Origin of the sequence: Actinoplanes italicus, from assembly GCF_003001815.1 — a bacterium.
Lineage (GTDB): Bacteria > Actinomycetota > Actinomycetes > Mycobacteriales > Micromonosporaceae > Actinoplanes > Actinoplanes italicus.
Genome location: NZ_PVMZ01000024.1, coordinates 137,923 through 160,229 on the forward strand (window position 1 = coordinate 137,923; position 22,307 = coordinate 160,229).

At 71.6% G+C, this 22,307-nt stretch carries 19 protein-coding genes; 13 read left to right on the plus strand and 6 right to left on the minus strand.

The features are described from left to right. The first annotated feature begins 53 nt into the window (after positions 1 to 53). The gene (locus tag CLV67_RS41700) at positions 54 to 1,424 is read left to right on the plus strand and encodes a pyridoxal phosphate-dependent decarboxylase family protein (protein WP_106328833.1); all 1,371 of its coding nucleotides are present in this window, start codon (positions 54 to 56) and stop codon (positions 1,422 to 1,424) included. Between the two features lie 711 nt (positions 1,425 to 2,135). Here CLV67_RS41700 and CLV67_RS41705 read toward each other — a convergent pair. Next, positions 2,136 to 3,632, minus strand: a complete 1,497-nt coding sequence (locus CLV67_RS41705) for a family 43 glycosylhydrolase (protein WP_106328835.1) — start codon at positions 3,630 to 3,632, stop codon at positions 2,136 to 2,138. A 140-nt stretch (positions 3,633 to 3,772) separates the two neighbouring features. Beyond that, positions 3,773 to 4,480 carry a GAF and ANTAR domain-containing protein gene (locus CLV67_RS41710; RefSeq protein WP_239166857.1) on the minus strand — a complete coding sequence of 236 codons (708 nt, stop codon included), beginning with the start codon at positions 4,478 to 4,480 and terminating at the stop codon, positions 3,773 to 3,775. Positions 4,481 to 4,574: 94 nt separating this feature from the next. On the opposite strand from CLV67_RS41710, the gene CLV67_RS41715 reads away from it, so the two are divergent. Then, the gene (locus CLV67_RS41715) at positions 4,575 to 4,904 is read left to right on the plus strand and encodes an STAS domain-containing protein (protein ID WP_106328838.1); all 330 of its coding nucleotides are present in this window, start codon (positions 4,575 to 4,577) and stop codon (positions 4,902 to 4,904) included. A gap of 176 nt (positions 4,905 to 5,080) precedes the next feature. Next, a complete protein-coding gene (locus CLV67_RS41720; protein ID WP_106328891.1) occupies positions 5,081 to 5,785 on the plus strand; it encodes a GAF and ANTAR domain-containing protein in 705 nt (234 codons plus the stop codon). A gap of 13 nt (positions 5,786 to 5,798) precedes the next feature. Here CLV67_RS41720 and CLV67_RS41725 read toward each other — a convergent pair whose 3' ends face one another. Continuing rightward, a complete protein-coding gene (locus CLV67_RS41725) occupies positions 5,799 to 6,200 on the minus strand; it encodes a hypothetical protein (RefSeq protein WP_106328840.1) in 402 nt (133 codons plus the stop codon). 153 nt (positions 6,201 to 6,353) lie between these two features. On the opposite strand from CLV67_RS41725, the gene CLV67_RS41730 reads away from it, so the two are divergent. The 5 genes from CLV67_RS41730 to CLV67_RS41750 all read left to right on the plus strand — a co-directional run bounded on the left by CLV67_RS41730 (position 6,354) and on the right by CLV67_RS41750 (position 9,813). After that, positions 6,354 to 7,019, plus strand: a complete 666-nt coding sequence (locus tag CLV67_RS41730; RefSeq protein ID WP_106328842.1) for a dienelactone hydrolase family protein — start codon at positions 6,354 to 6,356, stop codon at positions 7,017 to 7,019. Positions 7,020 to 7,025: 6 nt separating this feature from the next. Further along, positions 7,026 to 7,655, plus strand: a complete 630-nt coding sequence (locus CLV67_RS41735; RefSeq protein WP_106328843.1) for a phosphoribosyltransferase — start codon at positions 7,026 to 7,028, stop codon at positions 7,653 to 7,655. Positions 7,656 to 7,730: 75 nt separating this feature from the next. Beyond that, positions 7,731 to 8,453, plus strand: coding sequence for an ABC transporter ATP-binding protein (locus tag CLV67_RS41740; RefSeq protein WP_106328845.1), 723 nt, complete (start codon positions 7,731 to 7,733; stop codon positions 8,451 to 8,453). Beyond that, the gene (locus CLV67_RS41745; protein ID WP_106328846.1) at positions 8,450 to 9,178 is read left to right on the plus strand and encodes an ABC transporter permease; all 729 of its coding nucleotides are present in this window, start codon (positions 8,450 to 8,452) and stop codon (positions 9,176 to 9,178) included. The genes CLV67_RS41740 and CLV67_RS41745 overlap by 4 nt, the downstream gene beginning before the upstream one ends. Positions 9,179 to 9,204: 26 nt before the next feature. Continuing rightward, the gene (locus CLV67_RS41750) at positions 9,205 to 9,813 is read left to right on the plus strand and encodes a TetR/AcrR family transcriptional regulator (RefSeq protein WP_106328848.1); all 609 of its coding nucleotides are present in this window, start codon (positions 9,205 to 9,207) and stop codon (positions 9,811 to 9,813) included. A gap of 2 nt (positions 9,814 to 9,815) precedes the next feature. On the opposite strand, the gene CLV67_RS41755 is transcribed toward CLV67_RS41750, so the two are convergent. Together CLV67_RS41755 and CLV67_RS41760 are read right to left on the minus strand one after the other, a co-directional pair. Next, positions 9,816 to 10,970 (minus strand): methyl-accepting chemotaxis protein, encoded by a 1,155-nt coding sequence (locus tag CLV67_RS41755; protein WP_106328850.1) that lies wholly within the window; start codon positions 10,968 to 10,970, stop codon positions 9,816 to 9,818. A gap of 45 nt (positions 10,971 to 11,015) precedes the next feature. Beyond that, positions 11,016 to 11,504 (minus strand): SRPBCC family protein, encoded by a 489-nt coding sequence (locus CLV67_RS41760; protein WP_106328852.1) that lies wholly within the window; start codon positions 11,502 to 11,504, stop codon positions 11,016 to 11,018. A 150-nt stretch (positions 11,505 to 11,654) separates the two neighbouring features. On the opposite strand from CLV67_RS41760, the gene CLV67_RS52345 reads away from it, so the two are divergent. Next, on the plus strand, positions 11,655 to 11,825 hold the full coding sequence (locus CLV67_RS52345; RefSeq protein ID WP_170154209.1) for a hypothetical protein: 171 nt from the start codon (positions 11,655 to 11,657) through the stop codon (positions 11,823 to 11,825). A gap of 34 nt (positions 11,826 to 11,859) precedes the next feature. Here CLV67_RS52345 and CLV67_RS41765 read toward each other — a convergent pair whose 3' ends face one another. After that, positions 11,860 to 12,468, minus strand: a complete 609-nt coding sequence (locus CLV67_RS41765; protein ID WP_106328854.1) for an NADPH-dependent F420 reductase — start codon at positions 12,466 to 12,468, stop codon at positions 11,860 to 11,862. Between the two features lie 130 nt (positions 12,469 to 12,598). On the opposite strand from CLV67_RS41765, the gene CLV67_RS41770 reads away from it, so the two are divergent. From CLV67_RS41770 to CLV67_RS41785, 4 genes are all read left to right on the plus strand, one after another. Continuing rightward, on the plus strand, positions 12,599 to 13,597 hold the full coding sequence (locus CLV67_RS41770; protein ID WP_106328856.1) for an NADP-dependent oxidoreductase: 999 nt from the start codon (positions 12,599 to 12,601) through the stop codon (positions 13,595 to 13,597). A 171-nt stretch (positions 13,598 to 13,768) separates the two neighbouring features. Next, a complete protein-coding gene (locus CLV67_RS41775; protein WP_146169509.1) occupies positions 13,769 to 15,352 on the plus strand; it encodes an HIRAN domain-containing protein in 1,584 nt (527 codons plus the stop codon). 127 nt (positions 15,353 to 15,479) lie between these two features. Continuing rightward, positions 15,480 to 21,662, plus strand: coding sequence for a DUF3320 domain-containing protein (locus CLV67_RS41780; protein WP_106328860.1), 6,183 nt, complete (start codon positions 15,480 to 15,482; stop codon positions 21,660 to 21,662). A 60-nt stretch (positions 21,663 to 21,722) separates the two neighbouring features. Beyond that, the gene (locus CLV67_RS41785) at positions 21,723 to 22,214 is read left to right on the plus strand and encodes an esterase-like activity of phytase family protein (RefSeq protein WP_203737726.1); all 492 of its coding nucleotides are present in this window, start codon (positions 21,723 to 21,725) and stop codon (positions 22,212 to 22,214) included. Positions 22,215 to 22,307: the final 93 nt, after the last annotated feature.

Below are 22,307 nucleotides of genomic sequence, written 5' to 3' on the forward strand. Positions count from 1 at the left end.
GGCTCGCGCAACTGGACCGCGACGCCTGGCCCCTCCGCTCCTACCGTGCTGGTGTGCACTCATCTCTCGCCGCCGACCTGGCCGACCTGCCCGCTCTGCTGCAGGCCACCCGCGACTACGCCGTCTCCGTCCTCGCCGGCCTGGACGAACGCCCGGTCGCACCCACCCCGGCCGAGGTGCCGGCCGCCACGCTCCCGGCCGACGGCGCCGGAACCGCGGGTGCCCTTGCCGAGTTCCGGCGCCGCTGGGCACCCGGCTTCTCCGGCAGCGCCGGGCCCCGCTACCTGGGCTTCGTGACGGGCGGCACCACCCCGGCCGCGCTCGCCGGTGACTGGCTGACCGGCGCCTTCGACCAGAACGCCTCCAACCGCTCCGGCTCGTCCGCGGCCGCCCTCGAGGACGAGACGGTGTCCTGGCTGCGTGACATGTTCGGCCTCGGCCCGGACCACAGCGGCGCCTTCGTCAGCGGTGCCACCATGTCGAACCTGGTCGGTCTGGCCATCGGCCGTCAGTGGATCGGTGAGCAGCGCGGCGTCGACGTGGCGCGGCAGGGTGTGGCCGCCCTCGGCGAGATCACGGTGCTGTCCGGAACCGCCCACAGCAGCATCTTCAAGGCACTGTCGATGCTCGGCCTGGGCCGTGACGCGCTGAAGCCGGTCGCCACCCTGCCGGACCGCGAGGCCGTCGACGTGGCCGCGCTGGCCGAGGCGCTGAAGGAGCTGAACGGCCGCCCAGCGATCGTCGTGGCCAACGCCGGAACGGTCAACACCGTCGACTTCGACGACCTCCGCGCGATCCTCACGCTGCGCGAGCGCTACCCGTTCTGGTTGCACGTCGACGCCGCGTTCGGCGGCTTCGCGGCCCTGTCACCCGATCACGCGCACCTGGTCGACGGCCTCGCCGAGGCCGACTCCGTCTGCGTCGACCTGCACAAATGGCTCAACGTGCCGTACGACGCGGCGGTCCAGTTCACCCGCCACCGTGACCTGCAGGTGTCGGTGTTCCAGAATGCGGCCGCCTACCTGCCGCCGGTCTCCGGCGACCCCGACTTCTTCCACCTGACGCCGGAGAACTCCCGCCGGCTGCGGGCCCTGACCGCGTGGTTCACCCTGACCGCCTACGGCGTGGCCGGCCACCGCGAGATCGTCACCGGCGCGATCGATGCGGCCCACCGGCTGGGCGAGCGGCTCACCACGATCCCGGGCGTTCAACTGCTTGCTCCGGTACGGCTGAACGTGGTCTGTTTCAGCGTCCCCACCGACATCCCCAGCCTGGTGCACGCCATCGCCGACTCCGGTGAGACCTTCCTGACCCCCACCGTCTACCGGGGGCGGCCGGCGTTGAGGGCCGCGTTCAGCAACTGGCGAACCGCCGAAGCCGACGCCGACCGCGTCCACACCCTCCTCCGCAAGCTCCTCGCCTGACCCACCCACCCGCACCCGCCACCCGCCTGTCCCGCCGCCCGGCCCCAGCGCGGTGCATCACCAGGTTGTGTGGTGAGGTGCGGCTTGCCGGTGGGCGTAGGTCACCACGGGGGTGGTTGGGGCGTCGCGTGTGGTGAGGTGTGGCTTGCTGGCGGGCGTAGGTCACCACGCGGGTGGTTGGGGCGTCGCGTGTGGTGAGGTGCGGCTTGCCGGTGGTCGCAGGTCACCACGCAGTGAGGCGGCGGGCGGCTCGAGGATGGGTAGCCCGGCCGCTGGGGCGGGGGCCGGGACGACTCGATCGAGGGGGACGAGGTCCGCGCGGCGGCCGTGCGCGCCTCCGCTGATCGAGAGCGGATGGTGATCGAAGGCCGGAACGGATCAGGCTCGGCGTGGATCAGGGCCGGAATGGACGGAAAGCGACGGGAACCAGAGACGGCGTGGATCAGGGCCGGAATGGGCAGTGGCGGCGTGGACCAGGGGCGGCGCTGATTGGGGTCGGCGTGGCTCGGGGTGGAGAAAGATCAGGGCCGGAGCGAGTGCTCCGGCCCTGATCTGCGGCGGTACGGCCTCAGCCGGGGGACGGTTCGGCTGTGGTTGGGACGGCCCGGTCACTTCCGGTGGCGACTACCGGGGGTGGCATGGGTCGGGGGCAACCGGCGCGTACCGCCGGGGTGGCTCGCCGCCTTCGGGTGACGGCGAGCCGGTGGAAGGTCAGACGGCGATGTTCCACTGCTGGCAGGCGTTGCCCAGCGAGGCCCACTGCCGGACCGCGACGCCGTTGGCGGTGCCGCAGTTGGTGACGTCCAGGACGAGGCCGTTGCCTCGGTTGGCGATCAGGTAGCCGCCGTTGATCGGGGTGAGGCTCCACTCCTGGCAGGCGTTGCCGAGGCTGGCCCACAGGTTGAGGGCCGTGCCGTTGGCGGTGCCGCAGTTGACCGAGTCGAGCACCGTGCCGCTGTTCGCGTTGGTGATGCGGTAATAGTTGCTGGTCGTCTTCGTGAACTTCCACTGCTGGCAGGCGTTGCCCAGTGACTGCCACTGGTCGATCGCGGTGCCGTTGGCGGTGCCGCAGTTCACGGCGTCCAGGACCTTGCCGCTGGCCTGGTTGGTGAGCCGATAGGAAACGCCGGCGACCGGGAACGAGACCGTGCCGCCCGGGTCACCCGAGGGGGCCGTCAGCGTGGTCGAGAGCTTGTCCGGCGTACCCAGATTGGGGCTGTCGTCGCTGTTGAAGTTGACCTTCTTGATCCTCGTGGTACGGGTGCCGCCGCAGCCCTGCGCGGTGGTCTCGTTGGCGTGGTAGGCCATCCACGTCTCGGTGCCGTCGGGCGAGGTGAAGAACGAGTGGTGGCCGGGGCCGTAGACGCTGTTGCCGTCGGAGCGCTGGAAGATCGGGGTGCTCTTCTTGGTCCAGGACGAGGCGGACAGCGGGTTGGAGCCGGTCAGGGTGAGCTGGCCGATCTTGTAGTCGGGGGTGTTGCAGGAGCTCGCGGAGAACGTGAGGAAGGTCTTCCCGTTGCGCTGCAGCACGTACGGGCCCTCTTCGGTGTTGCCGCCGACCTTCTCCCAGTCATAGGTGGGGTACGAGATCCGCGTACCGAGAGCGCTGACGGTCCAGGGGTTGCTCATCGGTGCGATGAAGAGGCTCTGCAGATCGCCGACCCACGACGAGTAGAGGAAGTAGTTGGCCCCGTTGATGGTGGCCACACTCCCGTCGATCGCCCAGCCGTTGTTCGCCTGAACATTGAGCTGGCCCTTGAACGTGTACGGGCCGAGCGGGTTGTCGCCGGAGCTCTCCAGCACGAACGACCGCTGGCCGTCGCAGCACGCCGCGGTGCCGGCCGAGTAGTAGAAGTACCAGCGGTAGCCGTTGGGACCGTTGAGCCGGTGCATCGACGGCGCCCAAACGTTGCAGCAGCTGTTGGTGGCGGTGCCGGTGAAGACGACGTTCTCGGTGGCACCCGGAAGGGCCGCGACCGAGGTGGCCCGCTTGATCACGATCTGGTTGTTCCAGGTCGTGGCGGCCAGATAGTAGTAGCCGTTGTAGTAACCCATCCACGGGTCGGCGCCGTACGGGGCGGCCGCGACCGGGTTGGTGAACGTGGCGGCGGCACGGGCCGGCGCGGCGGAGCGGGTTTCGACAGCGACGGCGATCGCCAGCAGGAGGAGCAGGACCGCTCCGACGGATCTGAGACGTGCAAGAGACATGGCAGTCCCTCCGGGGAAAGGAACGCGGTGTGAGAGGCGCCCGCCGGTGGGCAGGGTCGCGGCGGTCCGTCCGAAAGGATGGGGATGAACGAGCCGGTGACTCACGTGTTGCCGCTATGTTAACGATCACAAATATCGTGTCAAGGGCGCTGGGCCCGCTCCACGACCGTGGCCGCCACGTCGCGCAGTTTGCGGTTGGCTGTCTGCGAGGCCCGCGACAGGATCGCGAACGCCTCGTCCGGCCCGCATCGCCGCTGGCTCATGATGATCCCCTTGGCCTGCTCGATGACGGCGCGGCTCTCCATCGCGGATCGCAACTGGCGGGCCAGGGCCGCCGTGGCGTGGTACCGGTCGGCGTTCGACAGCACGACCGCCACGTACTCGGCGAAGTTCTCGATCAGCGCCACCGAGTCGGCGTCGAAGGCCCGTGCCGCCTTGGCGTAGACGTTCACCGCGCCGATCACCCGGTCGTGGATCGGCAGCCCGGCGGAGAGAGCGCTGCACACTCCGACACTTCCGGCATGCTCCGGCCAGCCGGGCCATCGCTGCTCGGCCGCGACCTCGTCCACGCAGACCGTCCTGCGGTCGGCGGCCGCGTCCAGACAGGGGCCGCCGTGGTTGTCGTACTGCCAGCGGTCGAGCACCTCGGCCGGCTCGCCGGTGCTGGCGACCGTACGCGGGCCGCCGTCGCGGACCAGGGTCACCGATACCTCGTACGCCCCGGGCACCGTCTCCTTCGCCAGCTCGGCCACCCGCGCCACGACCGCGTCCAGGCCGGTCTCGCCGAGGTCGATGCGCCCCAGCTCGCGGAAGACGTCGGTGATGTCCAAGCCCACGGTGTACCCCACATCGGTGTCGTACATGCCCGGGCGGCCCCGGCGGGTCTAACCTGAAAGCCGGGTCAAGCCATGTGCCCTGCCGTCGACGGCGAGATGGGGACACATGCCAGGATCACGTCTGCACGTGCGTTCCCGGCATACCTGGATCGGTGGGTTCCGGATCGCCGTCGTCCAGGTCAGCGGCGATGTCGACGCCGACGGTGTGCAGGTGTTGCGGGCCGCCCTGCTGCACGCCCTCGGCCGTGACGCGGTGGTCCGCTGTGATCTGAGCGGGGTCGGATTCTTCGGCGCCGCGGGCGCCAACACCCTGGCCGCTGCCGGGCTCCAGGCCGTCGAGGCCGGCCGCCGTCTCGAACTGTGCGGTGTCCACGGCGTCACGCGCCGTGTTCTGGTGATCGCGGGCCTGGACCGGGTGCTCCCCATCGTCGAGTGACCGATTGGGTAATATCGGCGTCCTGCGGCCGGAGTCGAGCATCGACGACACCGGCGAGCCAGCGTCAAGCAGCGGCGCGGGTCCGTGGGCCACCGGCCCCCGGGCAGCAACATCGATCGAACGACACGGGCCGTCCGAGGCGGCTCGTGTACCGCTGCGGGGATCCTCTGACGTTGATGGCGCACGACCCGACCGACGCCGCTGCCGCTCTCGCGGAGCTCGGTCGCATAAAGCTGAGCGAAACCGATCTCGACGGCGTCCTCCACCAGGTCGCCGACCTGGCCCGCCGTACTCTGCCCGGAGCGGGCGAGGTCTCGATCACCCTGCTCCGGGGGCGACGTGCGGCCACCGCCGCACAGACCGGCGGGACGTCGCTGCGACTCGACGAGCTGCAGTACGAACGGGGTGCCGGTCCGTGCCTCACGGCGGCCGCCGAAAAGATCACCGTCGAGGTGCCGGACACCGCGACCGACGACCGGTGGGACGGCTGGGGCGCCGAGGCGGCCCGGGCCGGGATGGGCAGCGTGCTGTCGCTGAGCCTGCCGATCGGTGAGTCGGTGCGCGGCGCACTGAACGTCTACGGCGGCCCGGCACGCGCCTTCGACGCCGCCGCGGTGACCCTGGCGGAGACGTTCGTGCGGTACGCCGCCGTCGCGCTCGCCAACGCCCACCTCTACGACACCACCGCCTCCCTCGCCCAGCACATGCAGGCCGCGATGGAGAGCCGCGCGGTGATCGAGCAGGCCAAGGGCATCATCATGGGCGAGCGGCGGTGCAGCGCCGACGAGGCGTTCGCCATCCTCACCAGGGTCTCCCAGGACAGCAACCGCAAGCTGCGCGACGTGGCCGCCGCCCTGGTCGAGCGCACCCAGCGAGGCTAGACGGAGCTACGGGTCAGGCGGTCACGTCGAGGCGGCCGCCGCCCGCTCCGCTCTGCTCCAGGTAGCGCAGGGCCGGTTCGAGGTAGCCGGCGATCGGGTTGCGTCCGGTGGGGCTCTGGTCGTACCGGCGGAAGAGATCCTTCAGGTAGACCGCGGTGATCTCCTGCGCCGGTGCGAGGCGCCCGGCGGCCCGGTCGGCGGCGATCGCCGCGGCCAGCTGGTTGATCCACCCGGCGTTCGGCTCGCCGGGCCGGATACGCTGGCCGGTGGCCTGGAAGATCAGCTCCCGATCGCGGTCGGTGAGCGAGGCGGCGTCCTCGCGGGCGGTCTGGTTGCGGTCCCGCGCCGCCGGGCGTGCGGCGGTCACGGGTATCGACAGGGCTGAGCGGTACGGGTTCAACCGCGGAATGGACATGGGCGGCGCGACCTCCGGCCGTGGAACATGCGATGTCCTCCAGATCGGTGCCGGACGGTTGCTGCTGAGGGGTTTTCCGGGCCTGCCCCGGGTATCCGGGAATTGAGGAAGCCGTCTCCCCGGACGCCTGTAACGGACGAGAAGGGACGGATCATGACGACGTGGATGACCCAGGAACGGATCGGCGTCGGCCGGGTGAGCCTCGAGGCTGACCTGACCCTTCCGGAACACGCCATCGGGATGGTGCTGTTCGCCCACGGCAGCGGCAGTTCCCGGCACAGCCCCCGGAACCGGGCGGTGGCCGCCGAGCTGAACCGGCGCGGGCTGGCGACGCTGCTCGCCGACCTGCTCACCGGTGAGGAGGAGGTGCTCGACGCGCGGACCGGTGAACTGCGCTTCGACATCGGGCTGCTCGCCGACCGCGTGATCGCGATGATCGACTGGCTCCTGGTCCAGCCGCAGACCGCGACCCTGCCGATCGGTCTGTTCGGCGCCAGCACCGGTGGTGGCGCGGCCCTGGTCGCGGCGGCCGAGCGGCCGGAGGTGGTGCATGCCGTGGTCTCGCGCGGCGGCCGGCCCGACCTGGCCGGCCCGGCCGTGCTGGAGGTCCGGGCGCCGACGCTGCTGATCGTCGGCGAACGGGACGAGACGGTCCTCGAGCTCAACGAGGCGGCCCGCAACACCATGCGGATCCGCACCGAGCTGCGGATCGTGCCGGGCGCCACGCACCTGTTCGAGGAGCCGGGCGCGCTGGACACGGTCGCGGATCAGGCGGGGGAGTGGCTGGCGTCGCATCTGTCCGCGGCGATGGCGAGGTGACCCCCGATGATCTTCGCGAACCGTGCCGAGGCCGGTCGCGCGCTCGCCGAGCGTCTGGCTACGGTCGTGACCGACGAGAACCCGCTGATCCTGGCCCTGCCGCGGGGCGGACTGCCGGTCGCCGGGCCGGTGGCCGAGCGCCTCGGTGGTGAGCTGGACATCGTGGTGGCCCGCAAGATCGGGGCACCGGGACACCCCGAGTTCGGGGTGGGCGCGATCGCCGAGGACGGCCCGCCCGTCTTCGACCGGGACAATCTGCGCTACGCCGGGGTCTCGGAGGCCGACGTGGCCGGGGTGCTGAGCGCCGAGCGGGTGGAGCTCCAGCGGCGGATCCGGCGGTACCGGGGTGACCGGCGGCCCCCGGCGCCGGCCGGCCGTGCGGTGATCGTGATCGACGACGGGCTGGCGACCGGGGTGACCGCGCACGCGGCACTGTGCTGGGTCCGCGAGCAGGGTCCGGCCCGGCTCGTCCTGGCCGCACCCGTGTGCGCGCCGCAGGCCCGGGATGCCCTGGCCGCCGAGGCGGACGAGGTGGTGTGCCTGAGCGCGCCCGACCCGTTTCTGGCGGTGGGCCGCTGGTACGACGACTTCGCACAGCTCACCGACGAGGACGTGGGAAATTTCATCATGTGTTGAGTTAGGGCCTTGCTCTCTCACCGGGAATTCATCTAGCGTTGATTTCAACACTTGATGAGTTTCCGGGGAGGAACCATGGAAACCGCGATCGAGGTCCGTGACCTCGTCGTGAAGCGCGGGGGGAGAACCGTCCTGGACGGCTTCACCTGCGCCATACCGCGCGGCAGCGTCACCGGTCTGCTCGGCCCCAGCGGCAGCGGCAAGACCACCCTGATGCGCGCGATCGTCGGCGTGCAGGTCGTCGCCGCGGGCGCGGTGACCGTTCTCGGTCACCCGGCCGGGTCGGCGGCGCTGCGCAGCCGGATCGGCTACGTCACCCAGGCGCCCAGCGTCTACGCCGATCTCACCGTGCTCGAGAACGTGCGCTACTTCGCCTCGCTCTACAAGCTCGGCGCCGCCGCGGCCGACGCCGCGGTCGAGGCCGTCGGCCTGGACCGGGCCCGCGGCCAGCTGGTCGCCGACCTGTCCGGCGGGCAGCGCAGCAGGGCGTCGCTGGCCTGCGCGATCGTCAGCCGGCCCGAGGTGCTGGTCCTCGACGAGCCGACCGTCGGGCAGGACCCGGTGCTCCGCGACGAGCTGTGGGATCACTTCCGCGGCCTGGCCGCGGACGGCACCACGGTGCTCGTCTCCAGCCACGTGATGGACGAGGCGAACCGCTGCGACCGGCTGCTGCTCATCCGTGAGGGCCTGCTGATCGCCGACGACACCCCGGCCGCGGTCAAGCGGGAGGCCGGCACCGAGGACCTCGACCAGGCGTTCCTCACGTTGATCAGGAAGCACGAGGTGGCGACGTCATGATCCTCGCCAGCACCGTCCGGCGGATTCTCACGCAGCTGCGGCACGACCCACGGACCATCGCGATGATCATCGTGGTGCCGACGCTGCTGATCACCCTCATCTACTTCATGTACGAGGGCCAGCCACAGGTCTTCGACCGGATCGCGCTCACCATGCTCGGCGTCTTCCCGTTCATCGTGATGTTCCTGATCACCAGCATCGCCATGCTGCGGGAGCGCACCACCGGCACTCTGGAACGGCTCTTCACCACCCCGGTCGGCAAACTCGACCTGCTCTTCGGGTACGGCATCGCGTTCGGCCTCGCGGCCACCGCCCAGGCCGCCGTGGCCGGTGGCTTCGCCTACTGGGCGCTCGGCATGGACACCGCCGGCAGCATCGGCCTCGTCATCCTGATCGCGGTCGCCAACGCCGTCCTCGGGGTCGCGCTCGGCCTGCTGTGCAGCGCGTTCGCGCGGACCGAGTTCCAGGCCGTGCAGTTCATGCCGCTCGTGGTGGCGCCCCAGCTGCTGCTCTGCGGGCTGTTCGTGCCACGCGAGGACATGGCCGGGTGGCTGCAGGCGATCAGTAACGTACTACCGATGTCCTACTCCGTGGAGGCTCTGACCGAGGTGGGTGTGCACACCGAGCCGACGGGCATCATGTGGCGTGACCTCACCGTGGTGGTGGGCGCGGTCGTGGTGGCGCTCGTCCTCGGTGCTGCGACACTGCGGCGCAGGACGGCTTAGCCCGTACAGCAAAAGGGGTTTGATCGATGGTGCGACGGACCGGACGCCGGCCCGGCAACCCGGACACACGCGAGGCGATCCTCTCGGCGGCACGCACCGCGTTCGCCGAGAAGGGATTCGACGGCGCCTCCATCCGGGCCATCGCGACCGGCGCCGGGGTCGACCCGGCGCTGGTCCACCACTATTTCGGCACCAAGGACAAGCTGTTCCTCGCCTCGATGAACTCGCCGATAGACCCGATCGATCTGATCACCGAGGTGACCGCCGGCGACCGCGACGAGATCGGCGTCAGGTTCGTCCGCGCGTTCCTGAACATGTGGGACGGGCCACGGGGCGCGGCCGCGGTTGCCCTGCTGCGGTCGGTGGTCGGCACCGAGTGGACGGCCAAGCTGTTCCGCGAGTTCATCCTCACCCAGATCCTCCGCCGGGCGGTCCCGAAGCTGGGCCTCGACGCGGCGGAGGCGCATCTGCGGATCACCCTGGCGGCGAGCCACCTGGTCGGCCTGGCGCTGGCCCGCTACGTGATCAAGGTGGAGCCGCTGGCCTCGGCGCCGACCGACACGCTGGTCGCCGCGATCGGCCCGACCGTGCAGCGTTATCTCACCGAAGAGTTGCCGGGCGTCTTCCCCGCGTGAGGTCAGGACTCCACGACGAGGCGGGACAGGTAACCGTCGACCGCCTCGCGCATGTGGTCCGGGACGCCCTGGAACTGCAGGCCGATCTCCACACCGGCCGGCCGCTCGACCCGGCGGGCCACCCGCGCGTCGGCCGCCCCGTTCAGCCCGTCGAGGGTGAACTCCGCCCGGACCAGGTCGCCGACGGCCAGCCTGGCCTCGGAGGGAACCACGCAGCCCAGCCCGTCCGAGCTGAGGTCCACCATCTCGGCCGTGATCGGCGCCGGGCGCGACGACGTCTGCAGCCGTACCGAACCCCGCACCGGCATCCGATCGTGCCGCCGCCGCTCCAGCCGATCGGCCACGTCGGAGAGATCGCCGATCTGCGCCATCGTCGCTTCCACGCTGTCGTGCAGCCGCCCGACGATGTCGTCCTGCTGATCGGCGATCCCGCCGAGCTGGCGCATGGCCTCCTCGATGTCGCCGACGTCGGAGATGATCGCGGCCAGGGTCTGGCCCATCTGCGCCACGTCCGACTCGAGGGTCGCGATCGTGCTCGTGATCTGCTCGGTCGAGTCGGCCGTGGTGTCGGCCAGGCTCTTCACCTCGTCGGCGACCACCGCGAACCCGCTGCCGGCGGCGCCCGCCCGGACCGCTTCGATGGTGGCGTTCAGCGCGAGCAGCCGGGTCTGCGAGGCGATCCCGGAGATCACGCTCGCGATCCCGGCGACCTGCCGCAGGCTGGTGTTCAGCGCGGTCGCCGCCTCGTCGGCGCTGTGCGCGCGCCGGACCAGCGCGTTGGCCGCGCCACTGGTGATGCTCACCCGCTCGTTGGTGGCGGCCGCCGCCTCCCGGGCCGAGCCCATCTGCGCCACCACGTCCTGGAGCTTGCCGCCGATCACGTCGGCGGTGTCGTCGATAGCCTCCCGCGCCCGTCGCCGCAGCCGCTGGTTGAGCTCCCGCTGCTGGGCCTGGGCGTTCACCGCCTGCGCGGCGAGCTCGGCCCGCAGTTCTTCGAGCTCGGCGTCACGAGCGCGCAGTGTCTCGACGAGCTCGGCGGCCACGCCTTCCGCGGCACCGCCCGCGGGGGTGACGGCACCGGTGACTCTGCGGTGCACGACCAGCGCGGTGACGCCCATGACGATCAGCATCCCGAGAAGGGTCGACCAGATCGGCATAATGATCAGACGCTACCGCGACCGGTCGTACCCGCGTGGGGTGTTTCAGCCTTCTGTCAGGATGTCGTCGATCTGACCCATCGCCAGGCGCATGCCCTCCTCCATGCCCATGTCGGTCAGGGTCTCCAGTTGCGCGGCGGTGCGGAACGTCGACATCGTCGTCATCCGGGTGCCCGCACCGGACTCCTCCAGCGTCACCACGGCATGCGTGACGTCCTGCGGATCGACCGGCTCACCGGCGTCATCGGCGAAGCCGTCGTCGAACTCGAGGTGGTGCGGCTCCTCCACCTCGGTGACCGCCCACCAGCCGCCGGCCTTCGTCCCGTCCGGCCCGGTCATGTGGTAGCGGACGTCGCCGCCTGGCTTGAGGTCGAACCGGTCGACGGTCGCCGGCCAGGTCGGTGGCCCCCACCAGCGCTCCAGCATCCGGGGGTCGGCCCAGACCCGCCACACCCGGTCGACCGGGGCCGCGAACTCGGCGACGAAGGTCAGGGTCAACGCGTCGACGTTCTTCTCCGAACTGATGACCGGCATCGCTGCTCCTCCTGTCAGGTTTCTCCCACCGCCGGAGTTCCTTCGTACCCCGGATGGAGGTGGAGCCGCTCGTGGTGCCGAAATCCTTCAGTGGGACGGAGCACGGCCGATCGTCGGGTTCCCGCACCGGCGAGAACCACGGAGGCCGCCTTGACCATCAGCATCGGAACGTCGCACGCCCCGTCCACCCGCGACACGCACGCGGCGTGGCTCCGGCGGCGACTCGCGCCGGACGCCGCGGCCACCGGCGGGACCGCCGTGCTGGAGCGTCGTGACCCCGATGCCGTCACGTCACGGTCGGAGCTGCTGTCCCGGCCGTGACGTCCCTGCCAGTGACGTCCCCGCCAGTGACGTCTCAGTGCAGCACCATGAGGGCCTCGGCCAGCACGTCCGTGGCGTCCTTCACGTCGACCTCGCGCATCTGCAGCGGCCCGCCGGTCTCGGTCAGCAGGGCGGCGTGCGGACCGCCCGCGTAGACCGGCGCGAACCCCAGATCGCGGATGATCCGTGAGGTCGCCTCCCGGGCGTCGCGCTGATCGGTGCAGACGTACTCGGCGAGCAGCGGGTCGTGCCCGCGCCGCCGGCTCAGTACCTCGGTCGGCACCGTGTTGAACGCCTTCGCCCAGTGCGCCTCGGGCGCCATGTCGATGAGCGTCTCCAGTCCCGAGACGTCGTCCGGGACGTCCGGGTTGGTGGCGTCGATCATGACCTTGTCGGCGATCACGCCGCGGGTCATGTCGATCGCCTCCCGCGCGGACGACCAGTTCGGGCTGAAGATGACCACGTCACCGAAGGACGCCGCCTCCGGGATCGACATCACCCGCAGTGGCGTGCCTTCCATGCCGAACTCGGTACGCAGGCGCTCCGGATGCCGCGAGGTGACCGCGACGTCGTGCCCGCTCTCGGCGCACCACCTGGCCAGTGTGCCGCCGAGCTGACCTGCTCCAATGACACCGATACGCATGTACCAAGGGTGCGCCCGGGAGCACCCGCCCGGGTGGTGATCGGCGAAATCGCCCGCGAACCCGGGGCCGGGGAGGAGTAGCTACTGTCGAGTAGCAAAGACAACCCGTCCCCGAGCGTGTGGAGTACCGATGAAAGAGATCCGCCTCGCCGCCCGTCCCGTCGGCTGGCCGACCGCCGAGACCTTCGAGATCGCCGAGGCGCCGGTCCCCGAACCCGGTCCCGGCCAGGTGCTGATCCGCAACGTCTACATCTCCGTCGACCCGTACATGCGGGGCCGGATGAACGACGTGAAGTCCTACATGCCGCCGTTCAAGATCGGCGAGCCGCTCGACGGGGGTGCGGTCGGCGAGGTCGTCGCGTCGAACGCCGAGTCGGTACCGGTCGGCGCCTACGTGGTGCACGCTCTCGGCTGGCGCGAGTTCGCGGTGGTCGACGCCGCACGGGCGCGGGTGGTCGACCCGGCCGCGGCGCCGACGCTCTCGGCGTATCTCGGTCTGCTCGGGATGACCGGCCTCACGGCGTACGTCGGCCTGCTGGACATCGCGCAGTTCCGCGAGGGCGACACCGTGTTCGTCTCCGGCGCGGCCGGAGCCGTGGGCAGCGTCGTCGGGCAGATCGCGCGGCTGCGCGGGGCGAAGCGGGTGATCGGCAGCGCCGGCTCGGCGGAGAAGGTCCGGCATCTGACCGCCGACCTGGGCTTCGACGCCGCCTTCGACTACAAGCAGGCGCCGGTGCGCGAGCAGCTGAAGGCCGCCGCGCCGGACGGTGTCGACGTCTACTTCGACAACGTCGGCGGCGACCACCTCGAGGCGGCGATCAGCACGATGAACAAGTACGGCCGGATCGCGATGTGCGGGGCCATCGCCCAGTACAACGACGTCACCGCGCCGTCCGCGCCGCGCAACCTGGCCAGCACGATCGGCAAGGAGATCAACCTGCGCGGCTTCCTGGTCGGCAACCACTCGCACCGGATGCCGGAGTTCATCGCCGAGGTGGGTGGCTGGCTGCGCGAGGGGCGGCTCACCGCGCGGGAGACGGTGGTCGACGGTCTGGAGAACGCGCCGGAGGCCTTCCTCGGCCTGCTGCGCGGCGAGAACACCGGCAAGATGGTAGTCAAGGTCGGTTAACCAGGAATTAAGGTAACCGGCGACCGGTTTGGCCCTGGTCGCCGGGTATCTCCTGGAACTGAACGGTAACTCAGTCGCTCTCGCGAGCCGGCCGGATACGGAACGTACGGTTGATCCCACTCGTCCGTACGGGTGAGGTGACTGACGGAAAGCAGACACTAGCGTTCCCGTGTGGCGAATCGGTTCCCCCTCTGGGGGCAAGCGGGCTGGGCAAGTGCCGAGGTGGTCGGCGAGACGCACTATGCGAAGGCGATACGTGCTCTCTTCGGCAGCGACTTCGACCCGCGAGGAACCGACATAACCGTCCCCGTCGAGCTCATACCCGACCGCAACAACCGGCACGACCGCAACGCCGTCGGGGTCTGGGCGAACGGCAGCCTGCTCGGCCATCTGCCACGGCCCGAGGCCGCACGGTACGTCAAGGTACTCACCGCCCTCACCTCCCGCGGCCTGATTCCCGAGGTCAACGCCCGGATCACCGGCCGGGAGTGGGGTGCCGCCGACGGCCGCCCGGCCGCCTTCGACAGCACCATCCGGCTCGACCTCGCCGAGCCGCACCTGCTGGTCCCGGCGAACGCGCCGCCCGTCCAGGAGCACCGTCTGCTGCCGTCCGGGTCGGCCGTGCAGGTCATCGGTCAGCAGCAGGCGCTCCAGGCGCTGCTTCCGCTGCTGCGCCCCGAGGGTGGCGAGTGCTGGGCCTACGTGACCCTGCACGAGACCGCCGACCACCTCGTCGAGGTGCGCGTCGTCGACGTCCGCGTCGGCGACCTGAGCCCCAAGATGAGCGGCGAGCTGCTGCCGATCCTGCGGCATCTGGCTGAGCAGGGTTTCGTCACCGCCGCGCGGGCCCTGGTCAAGGGCAACGGCGGAAAGAGCGAGGTCATGCTGTACGTCGCTCGCGTCCAGGACCTGCCGGAGAGCTGGCAGCCCGGTCCGGCACGGCAGTCCGCGGGCCGTGGCACGGCGACCGTCCCCGCCCCCGGCGTGGCCAGCACGGGACCGGCCACGCCGGGCACGAACCCGCTTCCCGTATCCATCCCGGTGTCCCCCGCGCCGGCCTCGGCCGGCGCCTCCGCGGTGCCCGGCATGAGCATGCCCGGCGGGCTGATGACCGGCGGCCCGGCGTCCAGCGGTCTGGTGCCGAACTGGGTCACCGCGGCGGACTCGCTGCCGAGCTGGGCCTCACCGCCGTCGGCGATGCCCGCGGTGCCCCCACTGCCGCCGTCGGCCCTGCCGGTCACGCCGGTCTCCCCGGCCGTGCCCTCGAGCGTTCCCCCGGCGTGGAACACCGGCAGTTCGGGTTCGCCGGCGGCGGGTGTCGCGCCGGTCTCCCCGGCCGTGCCCTCGACCGTCTCCCCGGCGTGGAACACCGGCAGCGCGGACACGTCCTACGCCGGTTCCCGCTTCCAGCCGCCGGCCACCGTCCCGGTCCGGCAGACCGAAGGCGCTCACGCGTACGCCCGTGACGTGCGGGAACAGCAGGAGATCGCCGAGACCACGGTCATCCCCGCGCTCGCCGCGGTGGTGAAGGCGAACTCCGGCGCGCTGGCCGGCATCGCCCCGGTCTCACCGGCCCCGGCCGAGGGCAACCTGCACGCGCCGATCCCACCGGCGCCCACCGGGATCAGGTTCGTGGTCCCGCCGGGCTGGCCCACTCCGCCGGACGGCTGGTACCCGCCGGAGGGCTGGCAGCCCGACCCGGCCTGGCCGCTCGCACCGGCCGGGTGGCAGTGGTGGGTGCCCGCCTGGGACTGACACGCAAACGGCCCGGATCTCCCCGTGAGGGTGATTCGGGCCTTTTTGTCGGATTTTTCGGCCGGATACGTCGGATTAACCCGGAAAAACGGCACGGCGACCCACCTCGCCTTGCTGGAATGGGCGCATGCGGTGGGATGAAGCTGACGGGTTGACCGGGCGGCCGGACGCACGCGTCCGCGGAGTGCTCGAATCCTGGCGTGCCGGTCTGCTCGACCTCACCGCCTCCAACCCGCTCATCCATGTGGATCCGTGGGGGCCCGGCGTCGTGGCCATTGACAGCCCGTCGCCACGCGGTGTCCTCGAGGCGCTGCAGCAGGGCCGCGAGTGCGGCTTCCTCGGCGTCGAGGAGCAGGCCGAGGGCCCGCGCCCGCGGACCGCGAGCGTGTTCCAGACCCACATGACCGACGCCGAGATGGACGCCACGCTGCGGGCCCTGCGCCGCACCGACCACCGCGACCAGCTCGAGTACGGCATCTCCGCGCTCTACCTCGCGCTCGGCACCCTGCACTGGAAGGACGACGTGCAGGAGTACGCCAGCCCGATCCTGCTGCTGCCGGTCGACCTGGTCGACTCCGACCCGCTCGACTACCCGCGCCTGCGCGCCCGGCCCGACGACCCGCTGGTCAACCCCGCCCTGGCGGTACGCCTCCGGCAGCACGGCATCGACCTGCCCGCCGTGGAGAGCCTGACCGGACTGGACGTCACCGTCTTCTGGGCCCGGCTCGACGCGGCCATCGGCGATCACCCCGAGTGGCGTACCGACGAGGCGATCCTGCTCTCCCGGTTCACCGTCCACCGCGAGGTCGTCTACCACGACCTGGTCGACAACGAGCGGCAGATCCTCGCCCACCCGGTGGTACGGGCCCTGGCCACCGAGGCCCGGTCGCAGATCGACGCGTTCAAGTTCGAGCCCATCCCGGCCCGCCGCATCGACGACGTCGCCGCGCCCGACGACATCCCGCTCGTCCTCGACGCCGACGCCGCCCAGCGCTCCTGCGTGGCGGCCGCCCTGGCCGGGCGCAGCTTCGTGCTGCGCGGCGCGCCCGGCACCGGCAAGTCGCAGACCGTCGCCAACATGATCGCCGCGCTGATCTTCACCGGGAAACGGGTGCTGCTCGTCTCCGAGAAGGCCGCCTCCCTCGACGTCGTCAAGGACCGGCTCGCCCACGCCGGCCTCGACGACTACCTGCTCGAACTGCACAGCGACCGGACCGGGCGCGACCACGTGGCGGCCACCCTCGCGGCGGCCCTCGACTTCATCCCGCTCCCACCGCCCGGGCTCTCCACCGACGAGCGGCAGGAACTGCGCGAGCACCGGGAACGGCTCAACGCGTACGCCGAGGCGATGAACGAGGTCCGCGAGCCGCTCGGACACCGCCTGCACGACGTGCTCGGCATGTGCGCGCAGATGACCGACGTGCCGGCCGCCCCCGTCCCGCCGGTCCTGCCGCTGCCGCTGACCACCCAGTCCCTGCAGAAGGTCCGCGACGCCGCCGAACGCCTGGGCCGCGCCTGGCGCCCGGCACTGGCCGGCGACGCGTTCCTCTGGCGCGACGTGGTCGACCGCAACCGCCTCGACGCGCGCCTGCACCAGGCGCAGACCGCCCTCGAACACCTCGCCGAGGCGGCCGGCGCCGACCCGCTCGCCACCGCGTTCCAGGCCCGGCACCTGGCCGACACGATCGCGCTGACCACCCTGATCGGGCACGCCGCGCGCCGCCCGGCCGAGGCCGCCGACGAGTGGCTCACCCTGGACAGCCTGGAACCGGTCGCCCGCGCCGCCGAGGGCCTGCTGCGCCACCTCAAGTCGCTGCACCAGGCCGAGGACGCGGTACGGGCACGCGCCGGGGTTACCTGGTCGGCCCTGCCCACCCCGGGCAAGCTGCCGATCGTACCCAGTCTCGTGCACCTCGATCCGCCGCCGGTCGAGCTGCTGCCGCTCACCGCCGCGCAGGCCCGCGGACTGGCCCGACGCTTCGCCGACGAGGCCGACCGGCTCGAACAGCACCAGCACAGCCTGGACCGGGTCACTGCCCGGCTCGGCCTGCCCAACGTGGTCGCGTTCTCCGACATCGGCCGGGTCGTGTCCATCGTCGACCTGCTGTCGCGGCCCGACAAACCGGAGGCCAACTGGTTCGACCCGGTCGGGATGGCCGCCGCACACACCGCGTCCCGGATGTTGCAGCGGGCCGTCGACGTGGTCCGCACCGCCGAGGAGAGGGCTCGCGAGCACTTCAACGAGGGCGCGCTGGCCCATCCGGTGGACGAACTCGCCGACCGGTTCGCCACCGTGCACAAGGGGTTGCGCAAGCTGGGCGCCCCGTACCGGCGGGACAAGAAGGCGGCCGCCGAGATCGCCCGGCCGGACGTCAAACGCAAGCAGGCCGTGGCCAACCTGGCCGCCGCGGCCGCCTGGAAGAAGGCGCTCAACGAGCTCGACGAGGCCGAACGCGAGTACGCCCGGGTCCTCGGCCGGCACTGGAACCGCCTCGACACCGACTTCGACGCGATCCGCAACGCCCTCGGCACCGCCGAGGAGGTGATGCGGGTGACCCCGCCGGAGGCCCTGCCCGCGGTCATCGAAAGGGTCAGCGCCGCCACCCCGAACAGCGCGATCATCCGGATCGTCTCGGAGGCGCGCAAGGAGTTCGACCGGTGGACCGCCGCGCTGCGGCCGACACCGGAACCTGCCCCGAGGCCCCAGCTCGCGGCCGGTCCCATCCACGACGCGGTCACCTGGCTGCGGGCCCACGTCGAGCCGCTCACCGCGACCGCCGAGCTGGTCCAGGCGTACAGCGCGGCGGCCGGGCGGGACTTCACGCTCGCCGAGTCGGCCGCGATCGGGCTGCTCCGGGAGAGTGCCGCCGACGCCGCCTCGGCACTGTCGGCCAACGCCGGCGAGTACGCCCGGGTGCTCGGCCCGGCGTACCGCGGCACCCAGACCGACGTGGAGGCCCTGGCCACCGCGATGGCGTGGACCTCGGAGGCCCGGCGGATCCGGGTCGGCGTCGACACCGCGCTCACCCCGGACCAGGTCGACGCGCTCGGCCGCTCCCGGCCCACCGACACGCTGCCGACCCGGGTCGCCGAATGGCAGGCCGCCCGCGACTGGATCCTGCGCGCCTTCGCGCCCCGGCGGCACGCCCAGCTCACCTCGGCCCTGGACGACTACGGGCACGCCCGCGAACTCATCGGCGCCCTGCTCGATGACGGCAAGGGCCAGCAGGAGTGGTTCGAGTACCAGGCCGCCCGCGAGGTGCTCACCGAGCACGGCCTGGACGCCGTCGTCGACTTCTGCGCCCGTGAGGACCTGCCGGTCGAGCAGATCCTGCCGGTCCTCGGCCGGGCCCTGTTCCAGTCCTGGGCGGACACCGTGATCCGCGAGGACGACCGGCTCCCACCGCTGGACGCGGCGGCCCGCGACCGTCTCGTAGCCGAGTTCCGGCTCTGGGACGCCCGGCTGCAGCGGGCCGCGATCGCCGACGTGATGAACGCCGTCGACGAGATGCAGCCCACCGGAACCGCCTCCGCCGAGGCCGCGCTGCTCCGGGCGTCGGCCGCCCAGCAGGGCCGCCGCCTGCCGGTGCGCGACCTGATCGGGCAGACCCGGCACGCCACGCTCGCGGTCAAGCCCTGCTTCCTGACCGTGCCCGCCGACGTCAGCAGGCTCGTCCCGGCGGACCTCACCTTCGACGTGGTGATCATCGACGAGGCGTCCCGCGTGCCCGTTCCGGACGCGATCACCTGCATCTACCGTGGCGCGTCGCTGATCGTCGTGGGCGACGACCGGCAGCTCACCGCCCTGCCCACGCCCGGCGCCGGCCGATCCGTCCTGGACCTGGCGATCGGTTGCGAGGCGTTCCCGGTGCTCGACCTGAGCACCCACTACCGCAGCCGGCACGAGTCGCTGATCGCGTTCGCGAACCACACCTTCTACCAGGGCCGGCTCAACACGTTCCCGCCCGCCGGACCGGCCGGGCCGGACTCCGGGGTGCAGCTGTTCGCGGCCAACCCGGAGAACGGCGACGCCGGGATCGCCGAGCTGGTCGCCGGCCGGGTCGCCCACCACTTCGTCACCCGTCCCGACCTCAGCCTCGGCGTCATCGCCGGCACCACCGACCTGGCCGACCGCATCGAGGCCGCGGTCGCCGACATGGTGGTGCCGCCCGACGACGACCGGCTGCACGGCTTCTTCGTCAAGGACCTGGACACCGTGCAGGGCGACGAACGCGACGTGATCCTGCTGGCGATCGGCGAGGACCTGGGCGGTCTGGGCGGCACGGACGGCTGGCGGCGGCTCAACGTGGCCACCACCAGGGCGTCGCGGCGGGTCGAGGTGATCTCCGGGGTACGCGCCCGCGACCTGCCGGACACCGAGGAGCTGCGGCCGCTCGCCGCCTATCTCGACTACGCCACGCGTGGCGAGGCGGCGCTCGGGCTCGACGACACGCGGCCGGACGGGCAGACGCCGTTCGAGGACTCGGTCCGTGACGTCGTCAGGGCGTGGGGCTACCGGGTCCGCACCCGGGTCGGCACGGGAGCCTTCCGGATCGACCTGGCGGTGCGCCGCTCGGCGCGGCGCAACTCCCCGTTCGCCCTCGGCATCGAGTGCGACGGCACGACGTACGACTCCGCGCCCGCCGCCCGCGACCGGGACCGGCTGCGTGAGCAGGTCCTCGAGAGCCTCGGCTGGAAACTGCACCGGGTCTGGGGCACCGCCTGGTACCTCGACCGTGAGCACGAGGAACGCCGGCTGCGCGCCGCCATCGAGGAGGCGCTCGCCGAGTTCCCGCCGGAGGAGCAGGCCGCCGAGCTCGACGGCGCCGCGACGCCCGCCGACGAGCGACGCGAGCCGATCACCCTGGTGCAGACCGAGGACGGGTACGCCACCGCGGAACCGGCGGCCGACGTGGTCGCCGAGATGGTCGAGGAGCCGGTCGAGGAGATCGTCGAGGCACCGGCCGAGGAGCTGGCGCCGGTCGACGCGCTGGCCGAGATCGACGAGGAGGCCGAGATCGTCGTCGACGAGGCGCCCGTCGAGGAGACCCTCTCCGTTGAGGAGGCGGTGTCTGTTGAGGAGGCGGTCTCCGCTGAGGAGACGGCTCCCGTCGAGGCCTACCTCGCGGGTGTCGGCGACGTGGAGGAGCACGTCGCCGCCGAGCCGGAGCCGGAGGTCGCCCCGGCAGTGTTCGAGCGGGTCAGCCGCCCGTACACGTTCCCGGAGGCGGAGATCGACGAGCCCCGCGTGCGCCCGGCGGTCTTCGAGACGGTGACGAAGGACGACTTCGAGACGGCGGAGGAGGACACCGGGCCGCGCGTGACAGCCGCGGTGTTCGAGCGGGTGGAACGCTCCGAACCGGTCGCGGCCTCCCCGGACGACGACGAACCGCGGGTCGTCCCGGCCACCTTCGAACGGCTCAGCCGGGAGGACGTGGACCGCGCCGAGGCGGAGCGCGTCGCCGCGATGCTCGCCGAGGCGGGCCGCACCGGACCGGCCTCGGTCGAAGGACTGCCGATCGCCGAGCCGGTCTTCGTGTCACCGGAGTTCGACGAGAAACCGGTGCCGCAGCCCGTCGCCACGCCCGAACCGGCGGTCGCGGTGAAGACGGCGCCCGCCCGCAAGAGCACCACCCGGACCAGGCCGAAGAAGACCGTCGCACCCGGACCGCAGGAGTGGGCGCAGCCGTACCGCAAAGCGAAGTTGACCGCCCTGCCCGACGGTGCGAGCCTCGCCGACCCGGAGTCCGGCAAACGCATCGCGGACGCGATCCGCAGGATCGCCGCGGTCGAAGGACCGGTGCACGTCAGCATCGCCGTCCAGCGGATGCGCGAGGAGTGGGCGCTCGTCCGGATCACCAAGCAGGCCCGTGCCGCCATCGACGCGGCGATCGCGAAGCAGGCTGCCAAGGGCGACGTGACCTGGGAGAACGACTTCCTGGGAGACCCCGGGCAGCTGGTCCCGACGGTCCGGCTCCGGTCCGGGGAGGTGGCCCGCAAGGCCGATCAGATCGCCGACACCGAGGTACGGGTGGCGCTGGAACACCTGGTGGCCGACGCCGGGGCGATCGACGTGGACGGCCTGCTCGCCGCCACCGCCCGGCTCTACGGCTGGTCGTCGCGGCGTTCGCCCGAACTGGACGCCCGGCTCACCACCCTGATCGCCGACCTGGTCGCCGAGGGACGCCTGAACCGGCACGCCGACGGCCTCAGCGCCGTGCACGACCTGCCCGATCCGCTGAGCCTGCCGCGTCACGACACCGCCCCCGCTCGTTCCACTCCCGTAGGTTCCGAGCAGGTGGGAGCCTGACCGCCGGACGCAACCGCACCGTCGGGCCCGGTTCACCCACGTTCCCTAAGGTCCGGCCACATGCGAAAGATCGTCTACACCGGATCGCTGGCGCTCGCGCTCACCCTCACACTGGCGGGCGCGGCCCAGGCCGGCGGTGACCGGGTCACCACACCGACCCTGACCGGGTTCGCCTCCCTGCCGGCCGCGACCTTCGTGGCCGGCAGCGAGCCGTCCGGCGCGCTCGTCACCGGCAACACCAACGGGTTCCCGGTGCCCTTCGCCGACCAGCCGATCCAGGGCTTCTCCGGGATCGCGGACAACGGCGACGGCACCTTCGACGTGCTGTCCGACAACGGCTACGGCAACCAGGCCAACTCCGGTGACTTCCTGCTCCGGATCCAGCGGCTCGCGCCGGTGTTCGCCGGCAACACCGTGGACGTCGTGGGCGGCGTCAACCTGACCGACCCGGACGGCCACGTGCCGTGGAAGCTGACCCGCGCCGACCGGGTGCTCACCGGCGCCGACTTCGACGTCGAGTCGATCGTCAAGGCGAACGACGGCACCTACTGAGCCTTTTTCAACCTGATCTTGCAGGTCAGCCCGGGTCAGCAGGGACCGGTGATCGATGAGGGCGAGGCTCCAGGTAAGACAGCAAATCGACCA

Excerpts from the sequence above, each read along its gene's own strand:
- CLV67_RS41755 (WP_106328850.1), bottom strand. The coding sequence starts at position 10,970 with ATGCCGATCTGGTCGACCCTTCTCGGGATGCTGATCGTCATGGGCGTC.
- CLV67_RS41725 (WP_106328840.1), bottom strand. The coding sequence starts at position 6,200 with ATGTCCATTCCGCGGTTGAACCCGTACCGCTCAGCCCTGTCGATACCC.
- CLV67_RS41780 (WP_106328860.1), top strand. The coding sequence starts at position 15,480 with ATGCGGTGGGATGAAGCTGACGGGTTGACCGGGCGGCCGGACGCACGC.
- CLV67_RS41785 (WP_203737726.1), top strand. The coding sequence starts at position 21,723 with ATGCGAAAGATCGTCTACACCGGATCGCTGGCGCTCGCGCTCACCCTC.
- CLV67_RS41740 (WP_106328845.1), top strand. The coding sequence starts at position 7,731 with ATGGAAACCGCGATCGAGGTCCGTGACCTCGTCGTGAAGCGCGGGGGG.
- CLV67_RS41760 (WP_106328852.1), bottom strand. The coding sequence starts at position 11,504 with ATGCCGGTCATCAGTTCGGAGAAGAACGTCGACGCGTTGACCCTGACC.
- CLV67_RS41750 (WP_106328848.1), top strand. The coding sequence starts at position 9,205 with ATGGTGCGACGGACCGGACGCCGGCCCGGCAACCCGGACACACGCGAG.
- CLV67_RS41770 (WP_106328856.1), top strand. The coding sequence starts at position 12,599 with ATGAAAGAGATCCGCCTCGCCGCCCGTCCCGTCGGCTGGCCGACCGCC.
- CLV67_RS41735 (WP_106328843.1), top strand. The coding sequence starts at position 7,026 with ATGATCTTCGCGAACCGTGCCGAGGCCGGTCGCGCGCTCGCCGAGCGT.
- CLV67_RS41765 (WP_106328854.1), bottom strand. The coding sequence starts at position 12,468 with ATGCGTATCGGTGTCATTGGAGCAGGTCAGCTCGGCGGCACACTGGCC.
- CLV67_RS41705 (WP_106328835.1), bottom strand. The coding sequence starts at position 3,632 with ATGTCTCTTGCACGTCTCAGATCCGTCGGAGCGGTCCTGCTCCTCCTG.
- CLV67_RS41730 (WP_106328842.1), top strand. The coding sequence starts at position 6,354 with ATGACGACGTGGATGACCCAGGAACGGATCGGCGTCGGCCGGGTGAGC.
- CLV67_RS41720 (WP_106328891.1), top strand. The coding sequence starts at position 5,081 with ATGGCGCACGACCCGACCGACGCCGCTGCCGCTCTCGCGGAGCTCGGT.
- CLV67_RS41715 (WP_106328838.1), top strand. The coding sequence starts at position 4,575 with ATGCCAGGATCACGTCTGCACGTGCGTTCCCGGCATACCTGGATCGGT.
- CLV67_RS41745 (WP_106328846.1), top strand. The coding sequence starts at position 8,450 with ATGATCCTCGCCAGCACCGTCCGGCGGATTCTCACGCAGCTGCGGCAC.